Origin of the sequence: Burkholderia sp. ABCPW 11 (assembly GCF_001523445.1) — a bacterium.
GTDB lineage: Bacteria > Pseudomonadota > Gammaproteobacteria > Burkholderiales > Burkholderiaceae > Burkholderia.
On record NZ_LOVM01000001.1, the window covers coordinates 45888 to 71576 of the forward strand.

Annotated in this window: 26 protein-coding genes and 1 pseudogene; 10 read left to right on the forward strand and 17 right to left on the reverse strand. The window is 67.9% G+C overall.

Annotation, left to right across the window (positions count from 1 at the left end):
- The first annotated feature begins 7 nt into the window (after nt 1-7).
- Complete coding sequence (locus tag WS61_RS00240; RefSeq protein ID WP_059498721.1) at nt 8-901, forward strand: LysR substrate-binding domain-containing protein; 894 nt, start codon at nt 8-10, stop codon at nt 899-901.
- Between the two features lie 96 nt (nt 902-997).
- Here the strand turns inward: WS61_RS00240 and WS61_RS00245 are convergent, their stop codons facing one another.
- Entirely contained in the window at nt 998-1903 is a 906-nt protein-coding gene (locus tag WS61_RS00245; RefSeq protein WP_059498722.1) for a LysR family transcriptional regulator, read from the reverse strand.
- 116 nt (nt 1904-2019) lie between these two features.
- On the opposite strand from WS61_RS00245, the gene WS61_RS00250 reads away from it, so the two are divergent.
- A complete protein-coding gene (locus WS61_RS00250; protein ID WP_059498723.1) occupies nt 2020-2610 on the forward strand; it encodes a flavodoxin family protein in 591 nt (196 codons plus the stop codon).
- Between the two features lie 74 nt (nt 2611-2684).
- On the forward strand, nt 2685-3740 hold the full coding sequence (locus tag WS61_RS00255; protein ID WP_059498724.1) for an aldo/keto reductase: 1056 nt from the start codon (nt 2685-2687) through the stop codon (nt 3738-3740).
- A 13-nt stretch (nt 3741-3753) separates the two neighbouring features.
- Here the strand turns inward: WS61_RS00255 and WS61_RS32275 are convergent, their stop codons facing one another.
- Together WS61_RS32275 and WS61_RS00260 are read right to left on the reverse strand one after the other, a co-directional pair.
- The gene (locus WS61_RS32275; protein ID WP_257126003.1) at nt 3754-3966 is read right to left on the reverse strand and encodes a hypothetical protein; all 213 of its coding nucleotides are present in this window, start codon (nt 3964-3966) and stop codon (nt 3754-3756) included.
- Nucleotides 3967-4063: 97 nt separating this feature from the next.
- Nucleotides 4064-4750, reverse strand: a complete 687-nt coding sequence (locus tag WS61_RS00260) for a TetR/AcrR family transcriptional regulator (protein WP_059498725.1) — start codon at nt 4748-4750, stop codon at nt 4064-4066.
- A gap of 52 nt (nt 4751-4802) precedes the next feature.
- On the opposite strand from WS61_RS00260, the gene shc reads away from it, so the two are divergent.
- The gene (gene shc / locus WS61_RS00265; protein ID WP_059498726.1) at nt 4803-6839 is read left to right on the forward strand and encodes a squalene--hopene cyclase; all 2037 of its coding nucleotides are present in this window, start codon (nt 4803-4805) and stop codon (nt 6837-6839) included.
- Here the strand turns inward: shc and WS61_RS35460 are convergent.
- The 5 genes and pseudogenes from WS61_RS35460 to WS61_RS00285 form a co-directional block, all read right to left on the reverse strand.
- Nucleotides 6833-7023: pseudogene (locus tag WS61_RS35460) on the reverse strand (LysR family transcriptional regulator); the annotation flags it as partial. The gene shc and the pseudogene WS61_RS35460 overlap by 7 nt on opposite strands.
- A gap of 44 nt (nt 7024-7067) precedes the next feature.
- Nucleotides 7068-7730, reverse strand: coding sequence for an ankyrin repeat domain-containing protein (locus WS61_RS00270; protein ID WP_059498814.1), 663 nt, complete (start codon nt 7728-7730; stop codon nt 7068-7070).
- Nucleotides 7731-7822: 92 nt separating this feature from the next.
- Nucleotides 7823-8992 (reverse strand): class C beta-lactamase, encoded by a 1170-nt coding sequence (ampC, locus tag WS61_RS00275; protein ID WP_059498727.1) that lies wholly within the window; start codon nt 8990-8992, stop codon nt 7823-7825.
- Nucleotides 8993-9408: 416 nt separating this feature from the next.
- Complete coding sequence (locus WS61_RS00280; protein ID WP_059498728.1) at nt 9409-10218, reverse strand: alpha/beta fold hydrolase; 810 nt, start codon at nt 10216-10218, stop codon at nt 9409-9411.
- A gap of 70 nt (nt 10219-10288) precedes the next feature.
- Nucleotides 10289-10747, reverse strand: coding sequence for a hypothetical protein (locus WS61_RS00285; RefSeq protein ID WP_059498729.1), 459 nt, complete (start codon nt 10745-10747; stop codon nt 10289-10291).
- Nucleotides 10748-11147: 400 nt separating this feature from the next.
- On the opposite strand from WS61_RS00285, the gene WS61_RS35465 reads away from it, so the two are divergent.
- Complete coding sequence (locus WS61_RS35465) at nt 11148-11282, forward strand: hypothetical protein (RefSeq protein WP_006767081.1); 135 nt, start codon at nt 11148-11150, stop codon at nt 11280-11282.
- A 175-nt stretch (nt 11283-11457) separates the two neighbouring features.
- Here the strand turns inward: WS61_RS35465 and WS61_RS00290 are convergent, their stop codons facing one another.
- On the reverse strand, nt 11458-12645 hold the full coding sequence (locus WS61_RS00290; protein WP_059498730.1) for a YncE family protein: 1188 nt from the start codon (nt 12643-12645) through the stop codon (nt 11458-11460).
- A gap of 519 nt (nt 12646-13164) precedes the next feature.
- Nucleotides 13165-13347: a hypothetical protein gene (locus tag WS61_RS00295; protein ID WP_059498731.1), complete on the reverse strand. Its 183-nt coding sequence runs from the start codon at nt 13345-13347 to the stop codon at nt 13165-13167.
- On the opposite strand from WS61_RS00295, the gene WS61_RS00300 reads away from it, so the two are divergent.
- Genes WS61_RS00300 through WS61_RS00315 form a run of 4 tightly spaced genes read left to right on the forward strand, consistent with a single transcriptional unit; the run spans nt 13346 to nt 16806 of the window.
- Complete coding sequence (locus WS61_RS00300) at nt 13346-14062, forward strand: ABC transporter permease (protein WP_059498732.1); 717 nt, start codon at nt 13346-13348, stop codon at nt 14060-14062. The genes WS61_RS00295 and WS61_RS00300 overlap by 2 nt on opposite strands.
- Nucleotides 14059-14970 (forward strand): glycine betaine ABC transporter substrate-binding protein, encoded by a 912-nt coding sequence (locus WS61_RS00305; RefSeq protein WP_059498733.1) that lies wholly within the window; start codon nt 14059-14061, stop codon nt 14968-14970. The genes WS61_RS00300 and WS61_RS00305 overlap by 4 nt, the downstream gene beginning before the upstream one ends.
- Before the next feature lie 10 nt (nt 14971-14980).
- Nucleotides 14981-15634, forward strand: a complete 654-nt coding sequence (locus WS61_RS00310; protein ID WP_034208907.1) for an ABC transporter permease — start codon at nt 14981-14983, stop codon at nt 15632-15634.
- Nucleotides 15631-16806 carry an ABC transporter ATP-binding protein gene (locus tag WS61_RS00315; protein WP_059498734.1) on the forward strand — a complete coding sequence of 392 codons (1176 nt, stop codon included), beginning with the start codon at nt 15631-15633 and terminating at the stop codon, nt 16804-16806. Before WS61_RS00310 ends, WS61_RS00315 begins: the two co-directional genes overlap by 4 nt.
- A 226-nt stretch (nt 16807-17032) precedes the next feature.
- Here WS61_RS00315 and WS61_RS00320 read toward each other — a convergent pair whose 3' ends face one another.
- The gene (locus tag WS61_RS00320; protein WP_257126012.1) at nt 17033-17392 is read right to left on the reverse strand and encodes a sugar ABC transporter ATPase; all 360 of its coding nucleotides are present in this window, start codon (nt 17390-17392) and stop codon (nt 17033-17035) included.
- A 295-nt stretch (nt 17393-17687) separates the two neighbouring features.
- Here WS61_RS00320 and WS61_RS00325 point away from each other — a divergent pair, with 295 nt between their 5' ends.
- Complete coding sequence (locus WS61_RS00325; RefSeq protein WP_059498736.1) at nt 17688-18668, forward strand: helix-turn-helix domain-containing GNAT family N-acetyltransferase; 981 nt, start codon at nt 17688-17690, stop codon at nt 18666-18668.
- A gap of 182 nt (nt 18669-18850) precedes the next feature.
- On the opposite strand, the gene WS61_RS00330 is transcribed toward WS61_RS00325, so the two are convergent.
- The 6 genes from WS61_RS00330 to hutH form a co-directional block, all read right to left on the reverse strand.
- A complete protein-coding gene (locus tag WS61_RS00330) occupies nt 18851-19456 on the reverse strand; it encodes a hypothetical protein (RefSeq protein WP_059498737.1) in 606 nt (201 codons plus the stop codon).
- Nucleotides 19453-20700 carry an MFS transporter gene (locus tag WS61_RS00335; protein WP_059498738.1) on the reverse strand — a complete coding sequence of 416 codons (1248 nt, stop codon included), beginning with the start codon at nt 20698-20700 and terminating at the stop codon, nt 19453-19455. The genes WS61_RS00330 and WS61_RS00335 overlap by 4 nt, the downstream gene beginning before the upstream one ends.
- A gap of 286 nt (nt 20701-20986) precedes the next feature.
- Nucleotides 20987-21316, reverse strand: a complete 330-nt coding sequence (locus WS61_RS00340) for an H-NS family nucleoid-associated regulatory protein (protein WP_034208901.1) — start codon at nt 21314-21316, stop codon at nt 20987-20989.
- Between the two features lie 324 nt (nt 21317-21640).
- Nucleotides 21641-22990 (reverse strand): reverse transcriptase family protein, encoded by a 1350-nt coding sequence (locus WS61_RS00345; protein ID WP_059498739.1) that lies wholly within the window; start codon nt 22988-22990, stop codon nt 21641-21643.
- A gap of 394 nt (nt 22991-23384) precedes the next feature.
- Nucleotides 23385-24140 (reverse strand): histidine utilization repressor, encoded by a 756-nt coding sequence (gene hutC, locus WS61_RS00350; RefSeq protein ID WP_059498740.1) that lies wholly within the window; start codon nt 24138-24140, stop codon nt 23385-23387.
- A 50-nt stretch (nt 24141-24190) separates the two neighbouring features.
- Complete coding sequence (gene hutH / locus WS61_RS00355) at nt 24191-25684, reverse strand: histidine ammonia-lyase (protein ID WP_059498741.1); 1494 nt, start codon at nt 25682-25684, stop codon at nt 24191-24193.
- Between the last annotated feature and the right edge of the window lie 5 nt (nt 25685-25689).

Consider the following 25689-nt stretch of genomic DNA (forward strand, 5'->3'; position numbering starts at 1 on the left):
ACCCACGATGCGACGCAAGATCCCCAGCAATTCCGCGCTCCTGGCCTTCGAGGCGGCGGCCCGACACGGCAGCTTCGCCCGCGCCGCCGACGAGCTGGCGCGCACCGAAGGCGCCGTCAGCCGCCAGATCGGCCGGCTGGAGGCGTTCCTCGGCGTGACGCTGTTCGAGCGCGTCGGCAACCGGGTGCGACTTGCGCCCAACGGCACGCGATACGCGGTGCAGGTGCGCGAGATTCTGGATCGGCTGGAACGGGACAGCCTGTATCTGATGGGGCAGCCCGTCGAAGGCGCGAGCATCGACATCGCCGCGATCCCGACCTTCGCGACCCGCTGGCTGATCCCGCGGTTGAAGCGCTTTCAGGCGCGCCATCCGAACGTCACCGTGCACATCGCCGAACGGATGGAACCGTTCCTGCTGGCCGGCAGCGGGTTCGACGCCGCCATTCATTTCGACCATCCCGCGTGGGCCGGCATGCATCTGCATCCGCTGTTGGAAGAGGTGCTGGTGCCCGTCTGCAGTCCGGCGCTCATCGAAGGCGTTGGCGCGAATCCGTCGCTGGATGCGCTGCCGCGCCTTCATCGGCGACAGAATCCGGATGCGTGGCAGGTCTATGCGCAGGAAACCGGCATCGTGCTGACCAATTCGGCGGTCGGCCCGCGATACGATCTTCATTCGATGCTGATCGAGGCCGCGCTGGCCAGCCTGGGTGTCGCACTGGTGCCGCGCCTTTACATCGGGACGGAGCTCGAGCAAGGGCGGCTGGTTGCGCCCTGGCCGGACGGCAAGGCGATTACGAAAAACTTTTGCCTCGTGCTTCCCGAGCCGATCGAATTGAGCGCGGCGCCGGTGCGGGCGTTTGCGGAGTGGTTGCTGGACGACGCGCGGGACGCGGCGCGTTGATGCCGTTGCGGTGGATTTCGGCAAGTTTGCGTAACGCAAAGGGAGCGCGGCAAAGGAACCGCATCCGCCGACACGTCGAACCGCTCCACCACCCCGCTAATCCAGGTACGGCTTCAATACGCCCCCGATCCAGTCCATGAAAGCCCGCACGCGCGGCGAAAGATTGCGCCGATGCGCGACGACGAGCGACGCGGCAAGCGGCTCGGGACGCAAGTCCGGCAACACCTCCACGAGCGCGCCGCTTTCGAGGTGATGCGCGAGCGCCGAATAGCCGGCCTGGATCAGCCCGATGCCCGCCAGCCCCGCCGCGTGATAGGTCTGCACGCTGTTGACCTGCATCGCGCTGGGCAACGGCAACCACGCATAGCCGTCGCCATCCGGATATTCCCATCCGGGATGCCGCGCGCCGAGCGTCAGCGTGTAGTGGATCATCTTGTGCCCCTGGCTGTGCAGATCGGCGAGCGTATGCGGCACGCCATGCCGCGCGAGATAGGCAGGGCTCGCCGCATTCGTCATGCGCAGCTTGCCGAGCGGCCGGGCAATCAGCGTCTCGTCGGCGATCGGGCCCAGCCGGATCACGCAATCGAACCCTTCCCGAACGAGATCGACACGCCGGTCGGTGCTGGACAGCTCCAGCTCCAGATCCGGATGCGCGGCCATCAGTTGCGGCAGCGCCGGCACCACGACGCTGCGCGCCAATTCCGTGGGCATGTCCACGCGCAACCTGCCGCGCAGCGACGCGCCGCGCCCCGAGAACATCGACTGCAATTCCTGCATTTCGGCGAGCAGGTCGGTCGCACGCGCATAGAACGCGCGGCCGTCCTCGGTGAGCTGCACGCGCCTCGTGGTGCGATGCAGGAGTGCGACACCCATGTCCCGTTCGAGCGCACGGATGACCGTGGATACCCGTCCCTTCTGAATGCCGAGGCTTTCGGCGGCACGCGTGAAGCTCGCCATTTCGGCGACACGGGCAAAAATCAAAAGCGCATCAAGGTTCTGCATTGTTCATCCGGAAAGTAACGGAACGTTCAATCTGTCGTCGTTTATAACCCGATTGCGGCTCGGTAGAGTGGCTTCCCACGTCGTCTGAACGACAACCCGAACGAAAGGAAACCATCATGGATCAACTCTCCCCGCCGGCAAAAACGGTCGTCGTCTACCACTCCGGCTACGGCCATACGCAACGGATGGCCGCCGCTGTCGCGGACGGCGCCAGCGCCGCACTCGTCGCGATCGACGCCGACGGCAACCTCGCCGACGACGCGTGGCACACATTGGCCGACGCCGACGCGATCCTGTTCGGCTCGCCGACCTACATGGGCGGCCCGAGCTGGCAGTTCAAGAAGTTCGCGGATGCGTCGTCGAAGGTCTGGTTCGAAAGCGGATGGCAGAACAAGGTCTTCGGCGGCTTCACCAATAGCGCAAGCCTCAACGGCGACAAGCTCAATACGCTCAAATACTTCTTCCTGCTGGCCGGACAGCACGGCGGCATCTGGGTCAGCATGGACATCAAGCCGGCCAATCTGAAAGCGTCGGCGCGCGACGACCTGAACCGCATGGGCGCCTACATCGCGCCGATGGCGCAAACGCCGGCCGATGCGTCGCCGGAAGAGATGTCGCCGGGCGACCTCGAAACGGCCCGCCGCTATGGCGCACGCGTCGCGGCGATTGCCGGGCAGTTGCGGGCCGGCACATCACGCTCCAACTGACATTCCGACGTTCGTGCGGGGCGCCACCGGCCGACGCCTCGTATTGTGTCCGGCCGATTCCGAAGGGCGCAACAATGAAATACAAGCAATTGGGCCGCACCGGCCTGTACGTCTCCGAGCTGTGCCTCGGCACGATGACGATGGGCGGCAACGCGGATGCCGGCATGTGGGCGGCGATCGGCGCGGTCGGCCAGGACGACGCGAACCGTCTGATCGCCCGTGCGCTCGACGCCGGCATCAACTTCATCGACACCGCCGATATTTACTCGTTCGGGCAGTCCGAACGCGTGGTCGGGCAGGCACTGCGCGACCTCGGCGTCCCGCGCCACGAGATCGTGCTGGCGACGAAGACAGCCGGCGTGATGGGTGCGGGCCCCAACGACCAGGGCGCGTCGCGCGGTCACATCATGGATTCGGTGCAGCGAAGCCTGGAACGGCTCCAGGTCAACCATATCGACCTGTACCAGATTCACGCGAGCGACCCCGTCACGCCGATCGAGGAGACGCTGCGCGCGCTCGACGATCTGACGCGACAGGGGCTGGTCCGTTACGTCGGCGTGTCGAACTGGCGGGCGGGCAAGATCGGCAAGGCGCTCGGCCTGAGTGCCGCGCTTCACGCCACGCGCTTCGAGACGCTCCAGGCCTACTACTCGATCGCCGGGCGCGACGTGGAGCGCGAGCTGGTTCCGCTCGCCGTCGACGAGCAAATGGGGCTGCTCGTCTGGTCGCCGCTCGCCGGCGGATTGCTGTCGGGCAAGTTCGGCCCCGGCGCGTCGACCGAAGCAGGTTCGCGGCGCGGTCATTTCGATTTTCCGCCGGTCGATCCGGATCGGGCCTGGCCGTGCGTGGCGGAGATGCGCGCGATCGCCGGCGCGCACGGCGTCTCGGTCGCGCGGATTGCGCTCGCGTGGTTGCTCGCCAGGCCGGCCGTCACCAGCGTCATCATCGGCGCCAAGCGGATCGATCAGCTCGACGACAATCTCGGCGCGGTCGACGTCGTCCTGACCGACGAAGAACTGGCGCGCCTCGATGCCGTGAGCGCGTTGCCGCCGTGCTATCCCGGCTGGATGATCGCGCGTCAGGAAGCGGGCAGGATTCCCGGGCCGTTCACACGCACCACGGCGCAATAGGACCGGCGGCACTTCATCGGCGGTTCGGCACGGGCGGTGCCGAAACCGCCCGTGTCGAGCAGGCCGTGCCTGCGATGCGCGCTTGCATCCGGTAGTCCGGTTTCTTGTACAGCGTTGCGGAACGCGCCTCAATATCCGGACGATAGACTTTCTCCTTCCACTTGTCCGACGGAATTTCCTCGAAGCCGACTGATAGGGATTCCTCACCATAACCGAGTATCTCCATCACATCGCGCGTGATGGCATCCGCCAGACGTTGCTTCTGCTCCTCGGTTTCCCGGGCCAGGTTTCTCCGAATTCGACGATCGCTCCTGCGTCGCGCATCACTTCGGAAACACGCCTCGGCTCATCGCATCGAGCTGCCGGACGATCTCGGCGCGCAATTCGGCCGATACGTCGACGCTGTCGAGCAACTCCGATATCCACAACCCGTCGGCCGCGAGCCGGCAAATCATCAGCGTCGCGGCCCGCTCGAGCGGCACCGGGTCGGGCCGCGTCCATTCGCGCATCGGCACCGACCATCGCGCGCGCGTGTCCGTCTCGGTGATCATCGACGCGATCAGCACGCGCAGCACGTCGGTACTCGCGGCCGGATTGGCCGCATCGAGCACCGCATGCAGATACGCGCGCGCCGCCGCGCCGTCGCCGTCGGAATCCGCCGCGAGCCGCGCGGCCAGTTGCGCGCCGAACCGCTCGGTCGCCTGCCCGAACAGCGCGTCCAGCAGCCCCTGCTTGTTCGCGAAGTGATATTGCAGCGCGCCTTTCGTCACGCCGGCGCGCTCGGCCACTGCATCGAGCGTCAACGCGGCCACGCCGTGATGCGTCGCGATCTCCGACGCGGCCGCCAGCAATTGCGCGCGCACCTGATCCGGCGCTTTTTTCCGCCGCACGCCGGTCGCGGCGGTAGCCGGCGGCGCCGCTGATCCTTCAGAGGCCCGTGCAGCGGGCGTTTCAGCCGGTTCGACGGGCGCGGACACGTCGCGCGGCGCGGGTTCGAGGCGTTTTTTCATGGTGCGGATGGTAGCACCGCACGTCTCGATTTAAACATTCCGTCTGGATGGTATGATCCGCCGCATGAACAAATCGGCCCCCTCCCCCTGGTCCACGCTCGACACTGCCATCGCCCGTGGACGCGACGCACTCGTGCGCCTTCAGCAGCCCGACGGCAGTTGGTGTTTCGAACTCGAATCCGACGCGACGATCACCGCGGAATACATCCTTATGATGCATTTCATGGACCGGATCGACGACGTGCGCCAGGAGAAGATGGCGCGCTACCTGCGCGCGAACCAGCGGCTCGACACGCACGGCGCATGGGATCTGTACGTCGACGGCGCGCCGGACGTGTCGTGCAGCGTGAAGGCGTATTTCGCGCTGAAGGCGGCCGGCGACAGCGAACAGGCGCCGCACATGGTCCGCGCGCGCGATGCGATCCTGAAGCTCGGCGGCGCGGCACGCTCGAACGTGTTCACGCGCATCCTGCTCGCGACGTTCGGTCAGGTGCCGTGGCGCGCGACGCCGTTCATGCCGGTCGAATTCGTGCTGTTCCCGAAGTGGGTGCCGATCTCGATGTACAAGGTCGCGTACTGGGCGCGCACGACGATGGTGCCGCTGTTGGTGCTGTGCTCGCTGAAGGCGCGGGCGCGCAATCCGCGCAACGTCTCGATCCGCGAGCTGTTCGTCACGCCGCCGGACGAAGAGCGCCGGTACTTCCCGCCCGCGCGCGGCATGCGTCGGCTGTTCCTCGCACTCGACCGCACGGTCCGCCATATCGAACCGCTGATACCGAAGCGCCTGCGGCAGCGCGCGATCCGGCATGCGCAAGCGTGGTGTGCGGAACGGATGAACGGCGAGGACGGGCTCGGCGGCATTTTCCCGCCGATCGTGTACAGCTACCAGATGATGCAGGTGCTCGGCTACCCGGACGACCATCCACTGCGGCGCGATTGCGAAAACGCGCTGGAGAAGCTGCTGGTCACGCGGCCGGACGGCAGCGTGTATTGCCAGCCGTGCCTGTCGCCGGTGTGGGATACCGCGTGGAGCACGATGGCGCTCGAGCAGGCGCGTGGTGTCGCGGGGCCGGAAACCGGCGAGTCGGCCGGCGCGCTGCGCGAGCTCGATGCACGCATCGCCCGCGCGTACGACTGGCTGGCCGAACGGCAAGTGAACGACCTGCGCGGCGACTGGGTCGAGAACGTCCCGGCCGACGTCGAGCCGGGCGGATGGGCGTTCCAGTACGCGAACCCGTATTACCCGGACATCGACGACAGCGCGCTCGTCACCGCGATGCTCGATCGGCGCGGCCGTACGCGCCGCCACGCGGACGGCACGAACCCGTATGCATCGCGCGTCGCGCGCGCACTGGACTGGATGCGCGGGCTGCAATCGCGCAACGGCGGCTTCGCGGCGTTCGATGCGAACTGCGACCGCATGTACCTGAACGCGATCCCGTTCGCCGATCACGGCGCGCTGCTCGATCCGCCGACCGAGGACGTATCGGGCCGCGTGCTGCTGTGCTTCGGCGTGACGAAGCGCGCGGAAGACCGCGCGTCGCTCGCGCGCTGCATCGACTACGTGAAGCGCACGCAGCAGCCCGACGGCAGCTGGTGGGGCCGCTGGGGCACGAACTACCTGTACGGCACGTGGAGCGTGCTGGCCGGCCTCGCGCTCGCCGGCGAGGACAAGTCGCAGCCCTATATCGCACGCGCGCTCGACTGGCTGCGCGCACGGCAGCATGCGGACGGCGGCTGGGGCGAGACGAACGACAGCTACATCGACCCGAAGCTGGCCGGCACGAACGGCGGCGAGAGCACGTCGAACTGCACCGCGTGGGCACTGCTCGCGCAGATGGCGTTCGGCGACTGCGAATCCGATTCGGTGAAACGCGGCATCGCGTATCTGCAGTCGGTGCAGCAGGAAGACGGCTTCTGGTGGCACCGTTCGCACAATGCGCCGGGCTTTCCGCGCATCTTCTACCTGAAGTATCACGGCTATACCGCGTACTTCCCGCTGTGGGCGCTCGCGCGTTACCGGCGGCTGGCGGGCGCCGCGGCGGCGGCGCCGGCTGCCGTCGAAGCGGACGGCACAGCTATCGCTTGAACGACCACGTGCTCGATCGCGCTGCGCGCGTCGAAACCCGGCGGAAACGAGACAAACGATTCATCGCGCAGGTCGGCCCGCCGCGCGACGCACTTGTGCGCGCGCCGCTGCCCGCGCGGCACGATGCAGCACATCGCGTTTTGCGCGAGCCGCATGCGGCCGCATGCGGGACGGGCTCGGCGACTTCGACGTGGTGCGGTCTTGCGCCCGGCGAGACGATCGGCCGGATCAGACGAAACCCTCTTCGACCAGCGTACAGCCGTGGGCCGTGATCTCGTGCCGCTGGCCCGAGCCGCCGACCACGCGGCTCCAGCTCTCGGACACGAGCACCGCGGCATCGCCGTCGGTGCGCAGCGCGTAACCGAATCCGCCGTACATGCCAGGCACCGCGAACCACATGCGCCCGGCTTGCGCGTCGAATTCGAGCAGCGGTTCGAGTTCGGGAAAACGCAGTGCGTCGACCCGCAGGTGCGCGATGCGGCCACCGATCATGTCGTGGAAATGACGCTGGATGGCGCGCAGCGTGCCGTCAGGCACGAGGCGCCGCGGCTGCGGCGTCAACAGCGCGACCAGATGCCGATGCCCGCGCGACGCGGCAATGTCGACCGCGCGCTCGCCTCGCACATCGCGCAGCATGCGCCATGCGCCGAGCCGCAGCAATTCCGCGACGACCTCCTGCGGCGCGCCGCCATACGCGGCCTGATGCAGCGGCGCGTATAGCGACGTGCCTCCCGGCCGCGTCGCGTTGACGAGCGCGGGCTGTTGCGCGACACGCTCGATCAGTGTCGCCCATGCGCCGTCGCGCGCCGCATCGGCCAATGCGTGCCTGCTCGCCAGTTGCGCGTCGTCGAGCACGTCGGCGCCCGTGATTCCGTCCCATACGATGCTCAATCGGTTCTCCTCCGTCGCCCGGTGCGTCGCCCGCCGCGCACGCGATTGCCCGCCCATCATAAGCATTTCCCGACGCGGCGGGCGCGGCGACCTTACCGCCCGTCGCCGAGCGATCCGAGGATCCGGTAGGCAACCTTCACGCGGTCCTCGATCGGCACGCTGCCGTTCGCGAGCATCACGATCGCGATCCGCTTCGCGGGAACGAACGCGACATACGTGCTGAAGCCGCCGGTCGAACCCGTCTTGTTGATCCAGGTCGCAGGGTTTGGCGCAAGCGGCGGCTGGATCGCGCTGGCCGGCACCGCATCGAACAGCATCTTCGGCGCATTGCCCGCGAGCAGCGTGGGCAGCACGACCGGGTACGGATACTGTTCCCAGATCAAATCCTGCGTCAGCGGGCCTGCGCGGAAGTAGCCGGTATGCGTGCGTTCGATCGCGCGCTGCAGGCGCGGCGCGGTCTGGATCATCCCCATGTTCGCCTGCACGAAGCGCAGCAGGTCGGCCGCCGTGGTCCGCACGCCGTACGCCTGCTGCCACAGCATGCCTTGCGTCATCCGGGTCGGCTTGCCGTCCTTCGTGTAGCCCTGCGCATAGTCGGCCATGCGCGCGTCGGGCACGTCGATGTAGGTATGCGTCATCCCGAGCGCGGGAAAGAGCCGCTGCTCCATCAGCGTCGCGAAATCCTGGTGCATCGCCTTCGCGGTGAGCCAGCCGAGCATGCCGATCGCGACGTTCGAATACTTGCGCTGCGTACCAGGCGCATAGTCGGGCCGCCACGCGTCGAGATAGCGGATCAGGCCCGCGTCGTCGCGAATGCTGTCCGGTACCTGCAGCGGCGTCCCGCCGGGCGTGTGCGTGCCGAGCTGGAGCAGCGTCACGACGCCGAACGGCTTGCCCTGCACCTCGGGCAGATATTTGGCCACGGGGTCCGCGAGCGACAATTCGCCGCCCTCCTGCGCGTCGGCGGCGAGCGTCGCGGTCAGCGTCTTGCTCACCGAGCCGATTTCGAACAGCGTGTCGCCGGTCACCGGCTTGCCGGTTTGCTTCGACATCACACCGTAGTCGAACACGTAGGGCTTGCCGCCGGCGACGATGCCGACCGCCATGCCGGGGATCGCATACTGCTTCATCAGCGGCGCGATATGGCGGGTGACGGTGTCGTGGAGGTCGTCCTGCGTGACGGCGGCCGCACGACCGGCCGCGGCGGTCGCGCATGCGGCGACGAACAGGGTCGCGGCGAAGCGTGTCGCATTGAATCGCATGAGTGCGGTTCCTTTCGATTCCAGATGGTTGCATGGACAACAGATCTGGCCGCGCCGCGCGGAGCGGACGGCGGCCGGCCTGTCGAAGCAGGACTATCCGCTACCGCCCGGCCGCCAACAATCGACGATATGTTGCGCGAGCCGAAAGAAAAACTTATGAGGTACGTGACATGCCGGACGGGGCCGCGACTCCGTCGGCGCCGCATGCCTGTTTTTCAGGAAAACCGGTCGGTTTTGACGGCATCGAATCCGGGCACATGCAGCCGATCGCCCGCGAACGCGTGCTCGCCGAATTCCTGCGCTCGCGCGCCGGCACGCGGCTCGCCCGACAACTGCAACGCGTCACCTGCGCGATGGCGCTCGACATGCGAGAACGCGGCCGACGCACGCCTGCGCGTCGGCGGCCCGTGCGTGCGTCACCCCGGCAGCCGGTCGAGAAACGCCAGCATCGCCGCGTTGAACCGCGCGGGCCGCTGCAGCGGCGCGAAATGGCTCACGCCGGGCAGGATCGTCAGCGTCGCGCCGGGGATCGTTCGCGCGAGGTACGCCGCATGCTCGGGCCGGATGAATTCGTCGTGCTCGCCCTGCACGATCGCAACCGGCACGGCGATCGCCGCGAGATCCTGCGCGGTGTAATTCGGTTGCGTGCGCATCATTTCGCTGACGGCGGCCACGAACGCGTCGAACTGGTCCGGTGTCGCGGACAGTTGCGCATAGTCCTTGCGATGTCGCGCGAAACAACGGTCGATCAGCGGGCTCGGCACCATGTCCTTCGTGCCGCCCGGATCCATGTTGCACGCGAAGAAGAACACGCCGGCCGCGCGTTCCGGCGCACGGGCGGCCAGCACGAGCGCGATGCATGCGCCGTCGCTCCAGCCGACGAAGCGCGCACGGTCGACCTGCAGCGCGTCGAGCACGGCCAGCACGTCCGATGCCATGCGTTCGTACGAATAGGGTCGGTCGTCGCGCGTGCTGCGGCCGTGGCCGCGACTGTCGATCACGATCGCGCGGTAGCCGGCCGCGAGCAGCGCCGGTACCTGGTTGCCCCAGTTGCCGCCATGGCCGAGGCCGCCGTGCAGCAGCACGACCGCCGGCCCCTGGCCGAACGACGCGTGCCAAATGTGCGCACCGTCGTGGTCGATCCATCCTTCGGCATCGGCCGCCGGCAGCGGCGTGCCGCCGTGCGCGTCGAAGCGAAGGAGTTCGTCGTCGAATTCCGCATTCATCGTTCAGCCGTCCTCGAGAGGGAGACGCGCTTGCGATTGTAATGCGTGCGGCCGACGCCGCCGTCGCCGCTCAGGCCTGCGTCGACACCAGCCCGCCCGACGGCGAGCCGCCGGATTTTTCGAGCGCCGCGGCAAGTTGCGAGATCGCCGTCGCCAGCGCGGCTGAAATCGCGCTGGCTTCCGCACTCAGCGACTGCTGTTCGACGGCCGCAGCCGGGTCGTCCTTTGCGCGCTGGGCCGCGGTGGCCATCTGCCGCTCCAATGTCGCGAGCTGCTTTTGCAGCCGCTCGATCAGCGCCTTCAACTGGGCGACTGCCGGGTCTTGCGACGATGCGCCCGCCGTGCCGGGCGCGGCGCCGGTGGCGCCCGTCGACTCCTTCGTGCCGGTGGTGCCGGAAGTGCCGGTCGAACCCGTGGCGCTCGCGGCATCCGTCGCGCCACCGGTGGACGACGTCGCGGCGGGCGGGTTCGCGGTCACGCCGCTGTCCGCGAGCGGGAATTGCGGGGTCGTGGAGAAATCGATCTGCATCGTGTCGGTCCGTGTGTCGTCGGTAAGCGAAATGACAGGGGCGAGAATCGCCTTTCAATTGTTGACGGCATTCGTCACACGAAACTTGAATATCGGGGGTCGGGTGGATTGCCGGATGATGACCGCAATTGATCGCGAAAGGGCCAGATTGGCGGCACGATGGCGCTGGTAAAATCGGCGCTTCGTCGGCGCGGAACGCGCATGTCGGACGTCTATTCCAGACCCGACCGCGTGATATCGCCGGCTTCGACTCCCGGCCGGCATGCAACGTGTGCCGACGCCGCCACCGCGGCTTCCCGGATCGCCTTTTCCGTCGCTTGCGTGCACGCCTCGCTCACCGCTCGAGCGGCAAACGCCGCGCGGCACGCATTCACTTCATCACGCATTCGAGGAACACACGATGGCCCGCATCGGCGCCTTCTGCATCACGACGTGGCTCGCCGCCGCGATTCTCTACTTCGGCCAGCACTCCGTCGCGATGATCGTGCTCAGCGGTGTCGTCGTATTCGGCGGGTTCGATCTGCTGCGTCCGTGACCGCGCGGCCGTGCTGCCCGGTGCGGCCGTATCGGGCGCTTCATTCCCCGGCATTCTCGTGCACGCGTCGCCGGCTTGCGCGATCGACAACGCTTCGTCGAGCCGCGCGACGATGTTTTCCGCCATCTCGTGGCCGATCGACAAGCCGTGAGTGAACAGCGCCTGCGATGGCCCGTCAGCGCGGCAGCGTCCTCAACGAAGACGGCCCGCCCGTCAGCGCGATCCGCTTGCCCGTATCGCGCAGCTTGCCGCCCTCGACTGCATACAGCGCAAGCTGCCGTTCGACGTTGAACTGCACGATCACGTGCCGGCTGTCGGCGGTAAACACGATGCCCTGCGCGGCTTCGCCGCCCGGCGCCTCGCTCACCTTCACGGCCTGCCCGTCGCGGATTTCGAACAGCAGTACCTTGCCGAGCTTGTGGCGGCCCGGGTTGTCGGCCGTCAGGTTCGAGCCGTCCATCGCCTGCACGGCGATCCACTTCCCGTTCGGCGAAATCGCGACGCCTTCCGGCAGCGACGGCACCGTCAAATACTGGACCGTGCGGAACGGCACGCGCGATACGTCGATCAACGCGACCGAATCGGCGTCGCCCGCGAGCGTGCCGGCGTAACCCGGCAGCCCGGCGAGCCCGACGTTGCTGACGACGGCCCAGCGGTTGTCGCTCGACACGTCGATCGTGTACGGCGCAACGCCCGTGCTCAGGCGCGTGCCGCTGTCGGTTACCTTGCCGTCGTCGACGTTCAGCACTGCGATGCCCTGCTCGTCACGCAGCGACACGAGCGCATGCTTGCCGTCGTGCGTGAAGCTGATCCCGGCCAGCCGCTTCTTGCCGATTTTCAGGGCGCCATCGAGCGTCACGTGCGTGCCGTCGATGCGCAGGATCGACACGCTGCCGTCGACGTTGGCGACGAGCGCGAGCCGGCCCGAGCGGTCGATCGCGATCCCTTGCGGATGCGTGCCGAGCTCGACGCGCGTAATCGCGGGCGGCACGGTGTCGAGATTCACGACCTGCAGGAACGTGTCGAGCACGAGCTGCTTCGCGGCCGTGTCATAGCGCGTCGGCGCACCGACGAGCGCGAGCTTCGCGTCGGGCGTGATCGCGACGGCCTGCGGCGGCCCCTGAATGCCGTTCTCGACGTCGACCTGCAGCGCGACCTTCGGCGGGAAGGTGCTCGCGTCGAGCAGCGTCAGCGTATCCGCGGGCGGAGACGGCAGATAGGTGTCGCGACCCTCGACGCGCTGGTACTTGCCGTCGTTGCCGGACACGATCCAGTCGGCGGCGTGTACGGCAACGGCCGTCGTGGCGAGGGCCAGCGCGGCGAGCAGGCGCGCGCTGCGCAGGCGGAAAGGATTCGAATGCATGGCGGTCGGTTCTCCGGATCGGTTGCGGACGCAATGGATTGCCCGACCCTGCTGCCCGACGGGCCGGCGCCATCGCATGATGCCCGAAAGCGCGCGCGCCCGGCGTCTTGCGCCCCGTTTCCGTCAGCCCGTCGATCGTGCGACTGCCGACCAACATGAGCGACACGCGCGCACCACGACGACGGCTTTACCAATTGATTCGGTCTTCGAATCAATTTCCATGCACGTCGCGCTTCCCCATCGCACGACCGGCGACGCATCGCCGCGATCGTTCCCCACGGTAGACGCAATTATTTGATTGCTCTATACTCGCCTCAACTTCATCACAAAACGCATGATCTCGTGCGCAACGTGATGTCATTTCGCACTTCGGTGCGCATGCATCCGTTTCGCCACGTCAAAGGGGCCACCGGCCCCAGCGGTCGGCATCGAGCCGCCCGCATCCATGCCGCCTTCGCAAGGCGGCGCCCTGCTCGAACGCGCCTCGCCGTTACGGCGCCGCCGGGCTGAACCTGACAATCAGACGAACGCGTCGTCGCGTTCACCCGACCGCCAGCCGCATCTCGGTGCAGCCGGCAGCACTGTTTCCGTCAGTTCAATCGCGGCCATGCCGGGATCACGAACTTCCATCGCGACGCCATTCGGCGTCATCGCGGCGTGCGCGTGCGCGCGCCGCACCGGATTGAGGAGGCGTATCTTCATGACTCGACGCACTGTCCAACTGGTGGGCAGCCTGGTGGCAATCGTCGCAGCGGGATGGGCATTGGCGCGCGGCATCGGCGCCGAAACGTTCCATCAGCGCTCGGACGATCTCGCCTACTACGCGGGCCAGCACATGCTGCTGGTCGTCTATTCGATGACACTGGCCATCGCCGTCGGCGTGCCGGCCGGCGTGCTGCTGAGCCGGCCGCGATTCCGGCATCAGGCCGAACGCTTCATGCAGGTCTTCAACATCGGCAACACGATCCCGTCGCTCGCCGTGCTGGCCATCGCGCTCGGCATCTTCGGCATCGGCGACGTGCCCGCGATCGTCGCGCTGTTCCTCGCGTCGCTCCTGCCCGTCACGCGCAATGCGTACGAAGGCATGAAGAACGTGCCGGCCGCGCTGCGCGAAGCCGCCAAGGGCATCGGCATGACCGGCTGGCAGTCGCTGGTCCGCGTGGAACTGCCCCACGCGCTGCCGATCATCGTCGGCGGCGTGCGCACCGCGCTCGCGATCAATGTCGGGACGGCACCGCTCGCATATCTGATCGGCGCGGACAGTCTCGGCTCGCTGATCTTCCCCGGCATCTACCTCGACAACCAGCCGCTGCTGCTGCTCGGCGCGTCGCTCACCGCGATCCTCGCACTGGTGCTGGACGGCGTCGTCGCGGCCGGCAGCCGTCGCTGGCTCGCACGCCACGGAGGCGCCGCATGACGCTTCGACGCATCCTTCGATCGCTCGCGCGGCTAGGCATCGCCGGCGCGCTGTGCGTCGCAGCCGGCACCCCGGCATTCGCCGCGAAGCTCGTGCTGGGCGCGAAGAACTTCACCGAGCAATACGTGCTGGCGGAACTCACGTCGCAATACCTGCGCTCGCGCGGCTATGACGTCGAAGTCCGCGCCGGCCTCGGCAGTACGCTCGCACGCAGCGCGCTGGAGAATGGCCAGTTCGACCTGATGTGGGATTACACGGGCACCGCGGCGCTCGTCTACAACAAGATCCAGGACAAGCTGTCGCCCGACGAAATGTACCGGCGCGTCAAGGCGCTCGACGTGCCGCGCGGGCTCGTGTGGCTCGATGCTTCGCCGCTCAACGACACCTACGCGATCGGCCTGCCGAGCCGGCTCGCGCAGGCTACCGGCATCCGGACGGTGTCGCAGCTCGCCGCGCACCTGAAGACCGATCCGGCCGCGAAGCATTACGTATTCGGCATGGACGCGGAATTCGCGAACCGCCCCGACGGCCTGAAGCCGCTGCTCGCCGCCTACGGCATGCAGTTCAGCCGCGCCCAACTGAAACAGATGGATCCGGGGCTCGTCTATACGGCCCTGCACAACGACCAGTTGCAGATCGGGCTCGTCTACACGACCGACGGACGCGTGAAGGGCTTCGGCATCGTGCCGCTCGAGGACGACAGGCACTTCTTCCCACCGTACAACGCGACGCCCGTGGTCCGCAAAGCCACGCTGGAGCGCAATCCGAAGCTCGCGACGCAACTCAACGCACTGTCGGCCGTGCTCGACAACGACGCGATGCAGGGGATGGCCAAGGCGGTCGACCTCGACGGCCGATCGCCGCGCGACGTCGCCGATGCGTTCCTGCGCGCCCACCCGCTACCTTGAAGGAGGACCGATGAGCGTATTCGACTATCTCGCTTCGAGCTGGCCCGAGCTGCTGCAGCTCACGCTGCAGCACGTATGGCTCGTCGCGATCGCCGTGGGTTGCGCGATCGTCGCCGGCGTACCGCTCGGTATCCTGATCAATCGTCACGACTGGCTGGCCGGGCCGCTGCTCGGCCTCGCCACGCTCGTGCTCACGCTGCCGTCCATCGCGCTGTTCGGCCTGATGATCCCGTTCTTCTCGCGCTTCGGCCAGGGCATCGGCGCCGCGCCCGCGATCACCGCCGTGTTCCTCTACTCGCTGCTGCCGATCATGCGCAACACCTACCTCGCATTGCACAACGTGGATGCGGGAATCAAGGAAGCCGGCACCGGCATCGGCATGACGTCGTGGCAGCGCCTGCGTCTCGTCGACTTGCCGCTGGCGGTGCCCGTGATTCTCGCGGGCGTGCGCACCGCCGTCGTGATGAACATCGGCGTGATGACGATCGCTGCCGTGATCGGCGCGGGCGGCCTCGGCACGCTGATCCTGCGTGCAATCGGGCAGAGCAGCATGATGAAACTACTGGTGGGCGCGGTGCTCGTGAGCCTGCTCGCGATCGTCGCCGACCGGCTGCTGCAGATGCTGCAACGTGCATTGACACCGAAGGGAGTGCAGAAGACATGATCGAACTCGACAAACTGACCAAGACCTTCACACGCAAGGACGGCCAGGCCGTGCGCGCGGTCGACTCCGTGAGCCTGTCGGTGCCCGAAGGGGAAATCTGCGTGTTCCTCGGCCCGTCGGGCTGCGGCAAGACCACCACGCTCAAGATGATCAACCGGTTGATCCCCGCGACGTCGGGCCGCGTGCTCATCAACGGCGAGGATACGGCGCAACTGGACGAAGTCGACCTGCGGCGCCACATCGGCTACGTGATCCAGCAGATCGGGCTGTTCCCGAACATGACGATCGAGGAGAACATCACCGTCGTGCCGCGCCTGCTCGGCTGGGACAAGAAGCGCTGCGCCGAACGCGCGCGCGACCTGATGTCGATGGTCGCGCTCGATCCGAAGCTGTACCTGAAACGCTATCCGCGCGAGTTGTCGGGCGGGCAGCAGCAGCGCATCGGCGTGATTCGCGCGCTGGCCGCCGATCCGCCCGTGCTGCTGATGGACGAGCCGTTCGGCGCGGTCGATCCGATCAATCGCGAATCGATCCAGAACGAGTTCTTCCAGATGCAGCGGCAACTGAACAAGACCGTGATCATGGTGAGCCACGACATCGACGAAGCGATCAAGCTGGGCGATCGCATCGCCGTGTTCCGGCGCGGCCAGCTCGTTCAGTACGATCACCCCGACACGCTGCTCGCCCGCCCGCGCGACGAGTTCGTCGCGCAGTTCGTCGGTCAGGACAGCACGCTCAAACGCCTGCTGCTCGTGAAGGCTGGCGACGCCGCGACGCAGCCCGAAACGGCGCGCGTCGATACGCCGCTCGCGCACGCGCTGGCGGTGATGGACGAAACCGACTGCCGCTACCTGACCGTGCTCGACGACGCGGGCCGGGCGCTCGGCTACGTGACGCGCCGCGCGGCACGCACCGACGGCGGCGTGTGCGGCGAACGCGTGACGCCGTTCCCGGCCGGCGTCGCGGCGGACGACAACCTGCGCATCGTGCTGTCGAAGATGTACCAGTACAGTGTGTCGTGGATGCCGGTGCTCGACGCCGACGGGGCATGGCTCGGCGAGATCACGCAGGATTCGATCGCCGCATACCTGAGCTCCGGCCGGTCGCGCCGGCAAACCGGCCAGCCGCCGGGCAGTCCGGCCGATGCGGCGGCCGCGGTCGCCACGCCCTGAGTCGCGCCCGGGCCGGCGCTTCGTCGCACCGGTCTCGGGAAACGAACCGAATCGATGCCGCCCGTTGCAGAAAACGACGATCGTGTTCGTTCGGATCGTGCGTCGAAAAATCGGTAGCCCGAAACGAATCGGGAATTGAATTGAATCGACACGAGCGATCGGCTGTCGTACGGCCCGACGCACGCCGATCGGGAAACCCCATGCCGGCGTGCCGAACCGGCAAACGTCAGCGCAGCGGCGCACGGATCTTTCCGTCGACCTTCAACGTGCGGCGCTCGCGCGCGGCCTCGTATTCAACCGTCTGCCCAGGCGCTAGCGCGCCGTAGGACCGGCCGTTCACGTAGACGACGCCGTCGCGCAACTCGATCCTGTCGCCGTCGACGGTCGCAGTGGCCCGGTCGCCCTGCAAGACTGCGCCCGAACAGCCGGCGGTCGAGAAGCTGCGAACCGACGCGCCCGGCATCGCGGTGCTCCCGTCACCCCGAGCCGCCGAATGCGCGGCGCTGCACGGCGGCGCGTCCATGGTGTCGGCCGCGTGGAGCGGCGCCGGCCCGATACCGCCCCCGGCAAGCAACGCGATCGTCATCGGTAACAGCTTGTTCATGGTGATCTCCGTGGTCCGCAGTCGTCGATCGACGATCGGTCGACGCCCTGCTTGCGGGTGGCCCGCTCCGCCCAGTATGCGGCCGCTTCTCCACGCCCGGCCATCCGCTTCGATACCAGTCGCCCCGTCCCGGTTCGTCGCCCGCACCTCGCCCGCGCGACCGTCGACCGCACGGAAGCACCACCCCGAAAAAACGGCGCCCTCTCAAAATCCGCCTTGTCAAGGTTGCGACCCGCAACTATTATTGATTGCGATACGCAACTTTCAGGAGCCGTTCATGGACCTCATCGACGCGCCGGCCAAGCCGCGCGACGCGACCATTCTCGAGCTGCGCGACTTCTCGCGCAAACTGGTGCGCGAGCTCGGCTTCATGCGGGCGACGCTGGCCGACAGCGACTGGGCGCCGTCGGCCGTGCACGCGATCCTCGAGATCGGGATGGCACCCGGCATCAACGCGAAGGATCTCGGCGCCATCCTGCGGCTCGACAAATCGAACACGAGCCGGCAACTCGCGCGACTCGAAGCGGCCGGAATCGTGGAGCGGCGCGTGTCGAGCGAGGATGCGCGCGCGATCGAGCTGTACCTGACCGCCGAAGGCAAAAAGCTTCGTAAACGAATCGACACGTTCGCGACCGACCAGGTGTCGAATGCGCTGCGCCGCATGATGCCGGCCGACCAGCAGGCGCTGCTGCGTTCGCTCGCGCTGTATGCCGATGCACTCGCCCAGGACAACGCGGCCAGGGCGCCCGTCGCGCCCGCCGACGCGCCGTCGATTCGCGAGGGCTACCAGCCGGGCTGCATCGGCGACATCGCCAGCCTGCATGCACGCTTCTACGCGGAACACTGGGGTTTCGGCGCCTTCTTCGAACAACGCGTGGCGACCGAGCTGGCCGCGTTCGCGGGCGCGCTGCCGGCCGACGGCAAGGCGCTGTGGCTGTGCCGGGAAGACGGCCGCACGCTCGCGTCGCTCGCGATCGACGGGGACCCGGCAACGGGCGTCGCGCACCTGCGCTGGTTCATCGTCAACGACGCGTTGCGCGGCTCGGGCGTCGGACGCCAGTTGATGACGCTGGCGATGCGCTTCGTCGACGATCACCGGTTTCGCGAGACCTATCTGTGCACTTTCAAGGGGCTCGATGCCGCGCGCCATCTGTACGAGTCGTTCGGCTTTGCGCTGACGAGCGAGTGCCCGGGTACGCAGTGGGGGACCGAGGTGGTCGAGCAGCGCTTCAGCCGGCCCGGGCCGTCCGGCCGTTGAGATCGGCGGCCAGCCGTCGCGTCGTCTGTCGCCGTCGTTCCGCACCGCGTGACAGGTTCGACCCGCGAATTGCAGGAAAAAACCGGAAACATCCGCGCAGCGATTTATCCGACGGGGCCGCCCGGCAGGCCGGTCACCGCACACGCGCGTCCCGACGAAAGCAATCGCGGCGATCCCGTGAACTACCGGCCTGCTTGCGCCTGCTCCACCGCAAACGTATCGCCGACGAACCGGATGACGTCGTCGAGCGACGACGTGCACACCGCGTCCGCGGCAAGCGAGCGAAACGCACCGTCCGGCCCGAAGCAGACGAGCGGCTTGCGCCAGCGCTGCGCGAGCGCAATCTCCTCGGCCGTACCGTGCCCGCCGGGCAGCGCGACGATCAGGTCGCTGCTCAGCACGTTCACGTAGTTGCGGTTGATCGTGTTTGGCGCCGCCCCCGGCTCACGGCGCGGCAGCGGCGTGAGGACCGGAATGTCGACGAACGGATGCGGATAGCCGTCGAGCGGCACGAAGCCCGCGACCGGATCGGCCTGCGTCGGCAGGATGCCGATCGATCGGCCGGCCCGGCCGGGCACGCCGGCGAACGCGCGCGCGACCGCCAGCATCACGCCCTGCCCGCCGCCCGTCAGCAGGTTGAACCCGGCCTGCGCGAGCCACGCGCCGAGCGGCTCCGAAAACGCGAGCCACGGCTCCTTGCCCGAACCCATCACGCCGATCGTCCTGTTGTTCCGTTGCATCGTGGTTTCCGGTGAAATCGTGGCGGCGCATGCGCGCACCGCGCTCATTCGAGCTCGACGCCCTTGAGCTCGGGGATCAGGAACAGCGTCGCGACCATGTCGAGCACGTAGAGGCCGGCGAGCAGCGCGATTGCCGTCTGGAACGAATAGTGCGCGGCGAGCGCGCCGACCGCGACCGGACCGAAGCCGCCGACCGCGCGGCCGATGTTCCACAGCACGTTTTGCGCGGTCGCGCGTGCGGCCGTCGGATAGCCTTCCGACATCAGCGTCCCGTAGCCGCCCACCATCCCGTTGACGAACATGCCCATCAGCGCGCCGGCCCACAGCATCGCCGTCGGGTCCGACAGCCGCGCATACGCGACGACCGTCACGACCGAGCCGAGCTGATACAGCAGGAACGTCGGCTTGCGGCCGATGCGGTCGGCCAGTTGGCCGAACACCCAGACGCCGATCATCATCCCGACGACGGTCGCCGCCGTCCACAACCCCGATTTCGTCAGCGAGAAACCCATCTGCTTCGACAGGAAGGTCGGCAGCCAGATCATGATTCCGTAGTAGCCGAAATTCTGGACCGAACACAGGATCACGATGCCGAGGCTCGTGCGCGCGGTGCGGCCGTCGGCGACGAGCATGCGGAACGCGTTGGGCTTCGGCTGCGTCGCGCGCTGCACGAACGCTTCCGGCTCGTGCAACTTGTTGCGCATCACCCAGGCGAGCAGCGCGGGCAGCACGCCGACCGCGAACATGCCGCGCCAGCCGATGTGGAGCAGCAGAAACGGCGTCAGCAGCGCGGCCAGCAGCACGCCGGCCTGCCAGCCGAGCGCGACGTAGCACGACACGCGGGCGCGCTTGCCGGCCGGCCACGCTTCGGCCGCGAGCGCCATGCCGATCCCGAACTCGCCGCCGAGGCCGATGCCCGCGATGGTGCGATAGACGAGCAGATCCTCGAAGCCTTGCGCGAATGCGCACAGGCCGGTGAAGATCGCGAACAGCAGGATCGTCCAGGTCAGCACGCGCACGCGCCCGTAGCGATCGCTCAGCGCGCCGAACACGATGCCGCCCGCAACCGCGCCGATCAGCGTCCACGTGACCAGCGCGCCGGCCTGCCCGGGCGTCAGGTGCAGCGCCGCCGCGATCGCCGGCAGCATGAAGCCGAGGATCAGCAGGTCGAAGCCGTCCATCGCATAGCCGATCGCCGACCCGGCCAGTGCTTTCCACGCGTACGCGCCGACCCGCTCCACGCGCGGGGCCGACGGGCCGCCGAGCGCCGAAGATTTCATGTTTGCTGCCATGGTGTCCTGCCACGAATGTCCGGCGACATTCTAAGGCCTGTGCCCGCGAACGACGGAGGCGACGCGTCCTGCCCGCGCTGGCCGGACGGCTGGCGGGAAAACGGCGGAAAACGCGTGGAAAAAGAGAAAATGGAAAGGAAAAACGTGGATCCGGTGCGGCGGCGAGGCCGGCGATATCGCGATCAGGCCGGACACCGGATAAAAGACGGCCGGCCGGCGGGGGATTGCCGTCCGGCCCGCGTGCGCGAACCGGACGGCGCCGGATGGCCTTGCGGCGTGGCGGGCTTCAGCCCTGATCGTCCCCCGGCCACCAGGTCTTGGCCCCGCGGTCGACGGCGAGCGCTTCGAGATCCTTGCCATCGAGCCATTTCGGCCGCGGGCCGCGCCCCGACCACGAGCGGCCGGTAGACGGATCGTAGTACTTGGCAGGCGCCTTGCGCTTGCGCTGAACGATGTAGCCGAGCGCGCTCAGCACTTCCTGCTGCGAAATTCCCAACAGCTCGACCTGTTCCTTGAAAGCCGCGAGCGCAGCTTGCTTCTCCTTCTGCTTTGCCTCTGACAGCTTGATGTTCAGGTCCCGAAGTTGTGCTTCGAGTTCCTGCAGGGCCTGGGTCATGTATTCATCCTCTTTGGGCATGTTTTTGCAAAAAGCTCCGATGGCCGAACCTACCACGAAGTTTCACCGATCGGGGCTGTCAAATAGGTGAATCGTCCACCTGAGCCGGCATGATTTGCGCGATGCGCACGAAACGACGTCGTGCGTCACCGACAGACAGGACCAGGCCGGCAGCGGGCGGCACGCCGCGACGCTTGCACGGGCGAGCGGTGGCGGCAAATGATTCGCCGCTCCATGGCACGGGTGCGGCATGGCGCGAATGATAGCAGTGCGCGGCGTCGCGATGCAGAAGTTGCCGACAGGAATCGACGCGGGCCCGACGGTTCAGCGGTCCACGCCGCCGGCCTCCCATGCGATCCGGTCGAACAGCGCGCGCAACTTCGCGCCGCGCGCCGCATTCAGCGCCGTCGCATGCGCGACGCGCCCGGCCAGATGTGCACGAAAATCCGCATGCGCGTCGCGATTCTGCGACGCCGGGCCGCGCCGGATGCAGTTGGTCAGGATGGCCTTCAGGCGATCGAACGTGTCGCGCGGCAGGTTCGGATGACGATTGACGACCACGCCGGCCAGTTGCTGCCGCGTGCCGCGCCGCATCACACGGGTCTTGCGCAATTGCAGCGCGAAGCCTTCCTCGAGTGCGATCGCGGCGACCCGGACTTGCAACCGCCCGATGTCGCGCGCGAGCGCGCCGCCGCCGGAAAACGCGAGGTCGTCCGCATAGCGCGTGTAGGTCGCATCGAGCGAACGCGCGAGCGCGGCAAGCCGCATGTCGAACCGGAATGCGCACAGGTTCGCGAGCGCCGGCGACGTCGGCGCACCCTGCGGCAGATGCCGTTCGCGATAGCGCTGGCGGCCGATCCAGTCGAACCGGTCGCGCAAGTCCGGCGCGAGCAGCCGCGCCGACGGCACACGATTGGTGCACAGCCCGGTGAGCGTACGCGCGACTTCGGCCGGATACCCGAGCGTCGCGAACAGCGCATGGACGCGCGCGGCGCGCACCGACACGAAGAAATCCGCGAGATCGAAGCGCACGACGACATCGCGATCCGCATGCGGCGCCGCGAACGACACGATCCCGTGCCCCTTGCGAAAACCGTGTACCGCGCCGTGCGGCGCAATGCGATCGAGCAGCCCGTGCAGGATGCTGCGTTGCGCTTCGCGCAGCCGCCCCTTCGGGATTTCGACGAGGCGGCATCCGCCGCTGCGCTTGTCGACCGCGACGTACGTGTAGTGATGCAGCGGCGAGGCGCTGCCGCGCGCGTCGACGCGCCAATGATCGGACAGCCAGTCGAGTTCCGGCGTGCTCACCCCGAGCCAGCCGGCGAGATCGCCGGGCGTGGGCCATTGCGGCACGTCGCAGCCGGCGAGCGGTGCCGGCAACGGTCGCTGCACCAGCGGCCGCCGCACGATGCGGATCACCACCGGCCGACGGTCGCCATACCATGCGCGCACGAACGCGGGCGCCTCGGCCAGGACCGCCGCGAGCACGTCGGTGTCGGTATCGGCCCAGTGCGTGCCGAAGCGAACGAGCGCGAGGTTCGCGCATTCGTGCGCCCACGACGGCGCTTCGCCGAGCACGGCGGCCAGCCGGGCGACGACGCCGTCGCGTTCGGGCGGACCGGCGAGCATCGCCTCGGCAATCGTGCGGGTGGTGTCGCGCAGGAATGAATGCATGGATGGAGATGGGCGGGACGATGAGTCAACGTGGCCGGTACTGCGAGGGGCCGCGTTGCGCGACGCGCAACGGATCCCCTTGCGACGCATCGGAGTATCGATCTGATCCACGGGGTAGCCCCGTAGTCCTGGAACATCGGCTGCCTGTTCCGGGCGTGTGCTTGACCCACCGCCCCGCGTCGGCGACTTTAACGGCCGGCGCCGCCAGGTGTCAAATCGAGCCGGACGATGCGCGATGCGCGGCGGCGTCGCGCTTATGCGCGCCGGCAACCCGCGCAGTGTATCGCCTTTCGATGCAGATACGGCAGGGCTCCATCGCGACCCATGCGACTGCATCGGCCATCGCCCGCTGAAGCGGCATACGGTCCGCTCCGCCCAAGCCCGCCCTGCTTCCCTACATCGTGCCCGCCAGATGAAACCGCGACGCCGGATGCCACAGCCTGACCGACGTGGCGACCTGCTCGCCGACCCACGTACGGCGTCGCAGCAGCAAGCACGGTTCACCGATTTCCATCACGAGATGCCGACGCACCTGCGCATTGGGCTTCTCCGCGTAGATCCGGAACTCCGCACGCTGGATCGGTGCCAGGCGCACCATGTAATGATTCGGCGTCTCGATCGTGAAGTCCTGCTCCAGATACGCGGGAAACAACGCCGGATTGACGTAGCGATCCTCGAACTGGATCGGTTCGCCCTCCTCGTAATGCACGATACGAGAATGAAACACGGGCCCGGCGCGCAGGCCGAGCGCATCGATCGCGTCCGGGTCGACGCTGCGCTCGATCAGCAGGACGCGCGCACTGTGCCGATGGCCGCGCTCGGCGATCTCGTCCGCGATGTTGCGGATCTCCAGCACCGTCGATTCGTAATGCCGGCGCTCGACGAACGTGCCGGCCCCCTGGATGCGCGTCAGCACGCGCTCGGCCGTCAGTTCGCGCAGCGCGCGCGACACCGTCATCCGGGCCACGCCGAATTCCTTGACCAGCTCGGCCTCGGTCGGGATCGCGGCGCCGGGCTTCCAGTCGCCCTTCGCGATCCGCTCGACGACGTAGCGCTTGATCTGCTGATAGGCCGGCAACGCCCGCGCCGGTACGGTGTCGGCCGACGTCAACGCCTGCCGTGCGGAAAGTCTGCGTTCCGTTTCGCTCATGCGCCCTCGACCGAATGAATGGTGGGTGATCGGCCCGTCCTCGACCGTCGTCACTGCAACGGCGGCGGCACACCGGCGACGATGCCGGCCGCGACCGCGATATCGTCCGCGAGCGGCCGGTCGTCGTGATACGCCGGCACGCGTGCGCGCACGTGCCGCCACAGCGCGTCGGTCGGTGCGGCCCGCCCCGTTTCGTCCGGCTGCAGGTCGTACGCCTGCGCGGCGGCCAGCAGCTCGATCGCGAGCACGCGCGTCGTATTCTCGATGATGTCGAGCGCCTTCAGCGCGGCCGGCGTCGCATGGCACAGGTGATCTTCCTGCAGCCCCGACGTGATGCCGCCGTCGAGGCTCGCCGGCGCGGCAAGCCGCTGATTCTGCGCAACCAGCGCGACCGCCGTGTACTGCGCGATCATGAAACCCGAACAACTGCCTCCCGGCGCGGCAAGGAACGCCGGCAGCCCGCTGACGAGCGGATTCACGAGCCGGTCGAGACGCCGTTCGGCGATCGCCGCGACCTGGGCCATCGCCGCCGCGAGGCTGTCCATCGCGAGCGCGATGCCCGCGCCCACCGCATGCGCCTGCGAATGCACGGCCGGCGCCTCTCGCGTGCCGGCAACGATCGGATTGTCGGTGACGGACGCGAGTTCGCGATCGACCACCTCTGCCGTGACGTCGAACACGTCGCGCGCCGCGCCATGCACGTGCGGAATCGTGCGCAGGCTGAGCGGATCCTGCGTATGCCGGCCGCTCGCCGCGGCAAGCATGCCGCTGTCCGCCAGCAGCGCACGCAAACGCGCGCCGACCTGCCCGATACCGGGCGAAATCCGCAACGCGAGCGAAGCGGGATCGAATGCGGCGAGTTGCCCGCCCAGGTTCTCGAAGCTCATCGCCGCGATCCAGTCGGCCCAGTCGAGCAACCGCTCGGCGCGGGCCAGCGCCAACGCCGCCAGCCCCGTGACGCACGGCGTCCCGTTGACCAGGCTCAACCCTTCCTTCGCGCCGAGGACCAGCGGTTCGCGGCCGATGCGCCGCAGCGCCTCGTCGCCGCGCACGCGTTCGCCGCGATGGCGCGCATGGCCGTGCCCGACGCACACGAGTGCGACGTGCGCCATGTGGGTCAGATACCCGACCGAGCCGTGCGCCGGCACTTCGGGGAGGCAATCGTGCTCGAGCAGCGCGACGAGCTGTTCGACGACGTCAGCGCGGACGCCCGAATGCCCGTGCGCATAGTTGTTGATCGCGGCCGCGATGATCGCGCGCGTTTCGGCTGCGCCGAGCGGCATGCCGACGCCCACCGCGTGGCTCATCAGGATGTTGTGCGACAGCATGCTCTGCTGTGCCGGCGACACGATCACGTCGCATAGCGCGCCGACGCCGGTATTGACGCCGTATGCGCGAATCCCGCGCGCGACGATCTCGTCGACGAGTTCGCGAGCGGCGGCGACGCGCGCGCGCGCATCGTCGGCCAACGCCAGCGGCTCGCCGGCCGCCACGGCCGCAACCTGTCGCCAGTCGAGCGGCTGCGCCGCACGGAATACGGTCATGGCAG

Coding starts and splice junctions, on each gene's coding strand:
- ampC (WP_059498727.1), bottom strand. CDS start 8,992: ATGCGATTCAATGCGACACGCTTCGCCGCGACCCTGTTCGTCGCCGCA.
- WS61_RS00280 (WP_059498728.1), bottom strand. CDS start 10,218: ATGAATGCGGAATTCGACGACGAACTCCTTCGCTTCGACGCGCACGGC.
- WS61_RS00250 (WP_059498723.1), top strand. CDS start 2,020: ATGGATCAACTCTCCCCGCCGGCAAAAACGGTCGTCGTCTACCACTCC.
- WS61_RS00315 (WP_059498734.1), top strand. CDS start 15,631: ATGATCGAACTCGACAAACTGACCAAGACCTTCACACGCAAGGACGGC.
- WS61_RS00325 (WP_059498736.1), top strand. CDS start 17,688: ATGGACCTCATCGACGCGCCGGCCAAGCCGCGCGACGCGACCATTCTC.
- WS61_RS00310 (WP_034208907.1), top strand. CDS start 14,981: ATGAGCGTATTCGACTATCTCGCTTCGAGCTGGCCCGAGCTGCTGCAG.
- WS61_RS00290 (WP_059498730.1), bottom strand. CDS start 12,645: ATGCATTCGAATCCTTTCCGCCTGCGCAGCGCGCGCCTGCTCGCCGCG.
- WS61_RS00255 (WP_059498724.1), top strand. CDS start 2,685: ATGAAATACAAGCAATTGGGCCGCACCGGCCTGTACGTCTCCGAGCTG.
- WS61_RS00305 (WP_059498733.1), top strand. CDS start 14,059: ATGACGCTTCGACGCATCCTTCGATCGCTCGCGCGGCTAGGCATCGCC.
- WS61_RS32275 (WP_257126003.1), bottom strand. CDS start 3,966: ATGGAGATACTCGGTTATGGTGAGGAATCCCTATCAGTCGGCTTCGAG.
- hutC (WP_059498740.1), bottom strand. CDS start 24,140: ATGAGCGAAACGGAACGCAGACTTTCCGCACGGCAGGCGTTGACGTCG.
- WS61_RS00340 (WP_034208901.1), bottom strand. CDS start 21,316: ATGACCCAGGCCCTGCAGGAACTCGAAGCACAACTTCGGGACCTGAAC.
- WS61_RS00260 (WP_059498725.1), bottom strand. CDS start 4,750: ATGAAAAAACGCCTCGAACCCGCGCCGCGCGACGTGTCCGCGCCCGTC.
- shc (WP_059498726.1), top strand. CDS start 4,803: ATGATCCGCCGCATGAACAAATCGGCCCCCTCCCCCTGGTCCACGCTC.
- WS61_RS00295 (WP_059498731.1), bottom strand. CDS start 13,347: ATGAAGATACGCCTCCTCAATCCGGTGCGGCGCGCGCACGCGCACGCC.
- WS61_RS00345 (WP_059498739.1), bottom strand. CDS start 22,990: ATGCATTCATTCCTGCGCGACACCACCCGCACGATTGCCGAGGCGATG.
- WS61_RS00240 (WP_059498721.1), top strand. CDS start 8: ATGCGACGCAAGATCCCCAGCAATTCCGCGCTCCTGGCCTTCGAGGCG.
- WS61_RS00285 (WP_059498729.1), bottom strand. CDS start 10,747: ATGCAGATCGATTTCTCCACGACCCCGCAATTCCCGCTCGCGGACAGC.
- WS61_RS00335 (WP_059498738.1), bottom strand. CDS start 20,700: ATGGCAGCAAACATGAAATCTTCGGCGCTCGGCGGCCCGTCGGCCCCG.
- hutH (WP_059498741.1), bottom strand. CDS start 25,684: ATGACCGTATTCCGTGCGGCGCAGCCGCTCGACTGGCGACAGGTTGCG.
- WS61_RS35465 (WP_006767081.1), top strand. CDS start 11,148: ATGGCCCGCATCGGCGCCTTCTGCATCACGACGTGGCTCGCCGCCGCG.
- WS61_RS00300 (WP_059498732.1), top strand. CDS start 13,346: ATGACTCGACGCACTGTCCAACTGGTGGGCAGCCTGGTGGCAATCGTC.
- WS61_RS00245 (WP_059498722.1), bottom strand. CDS start 1,903: ATGCAGAACCTTGATGCGCTTTTGATTTTTGCCCGTGTCGCCGAAATG.
- WS61_RS00330 (WP_059498737.1), bottom strand. CDS start 19,456: ATGAGCGCGGTGCGCGCATGCGCCGCCACGATTTCACCGGAAACCACG.
- WS61_RS00320 (WP_257126012.1), bottom strand. CDS start 17,392: ATGACGATCGCGTTGCTTGCCGGGGGCGGTATCGGGCCGGCGCCGCTC.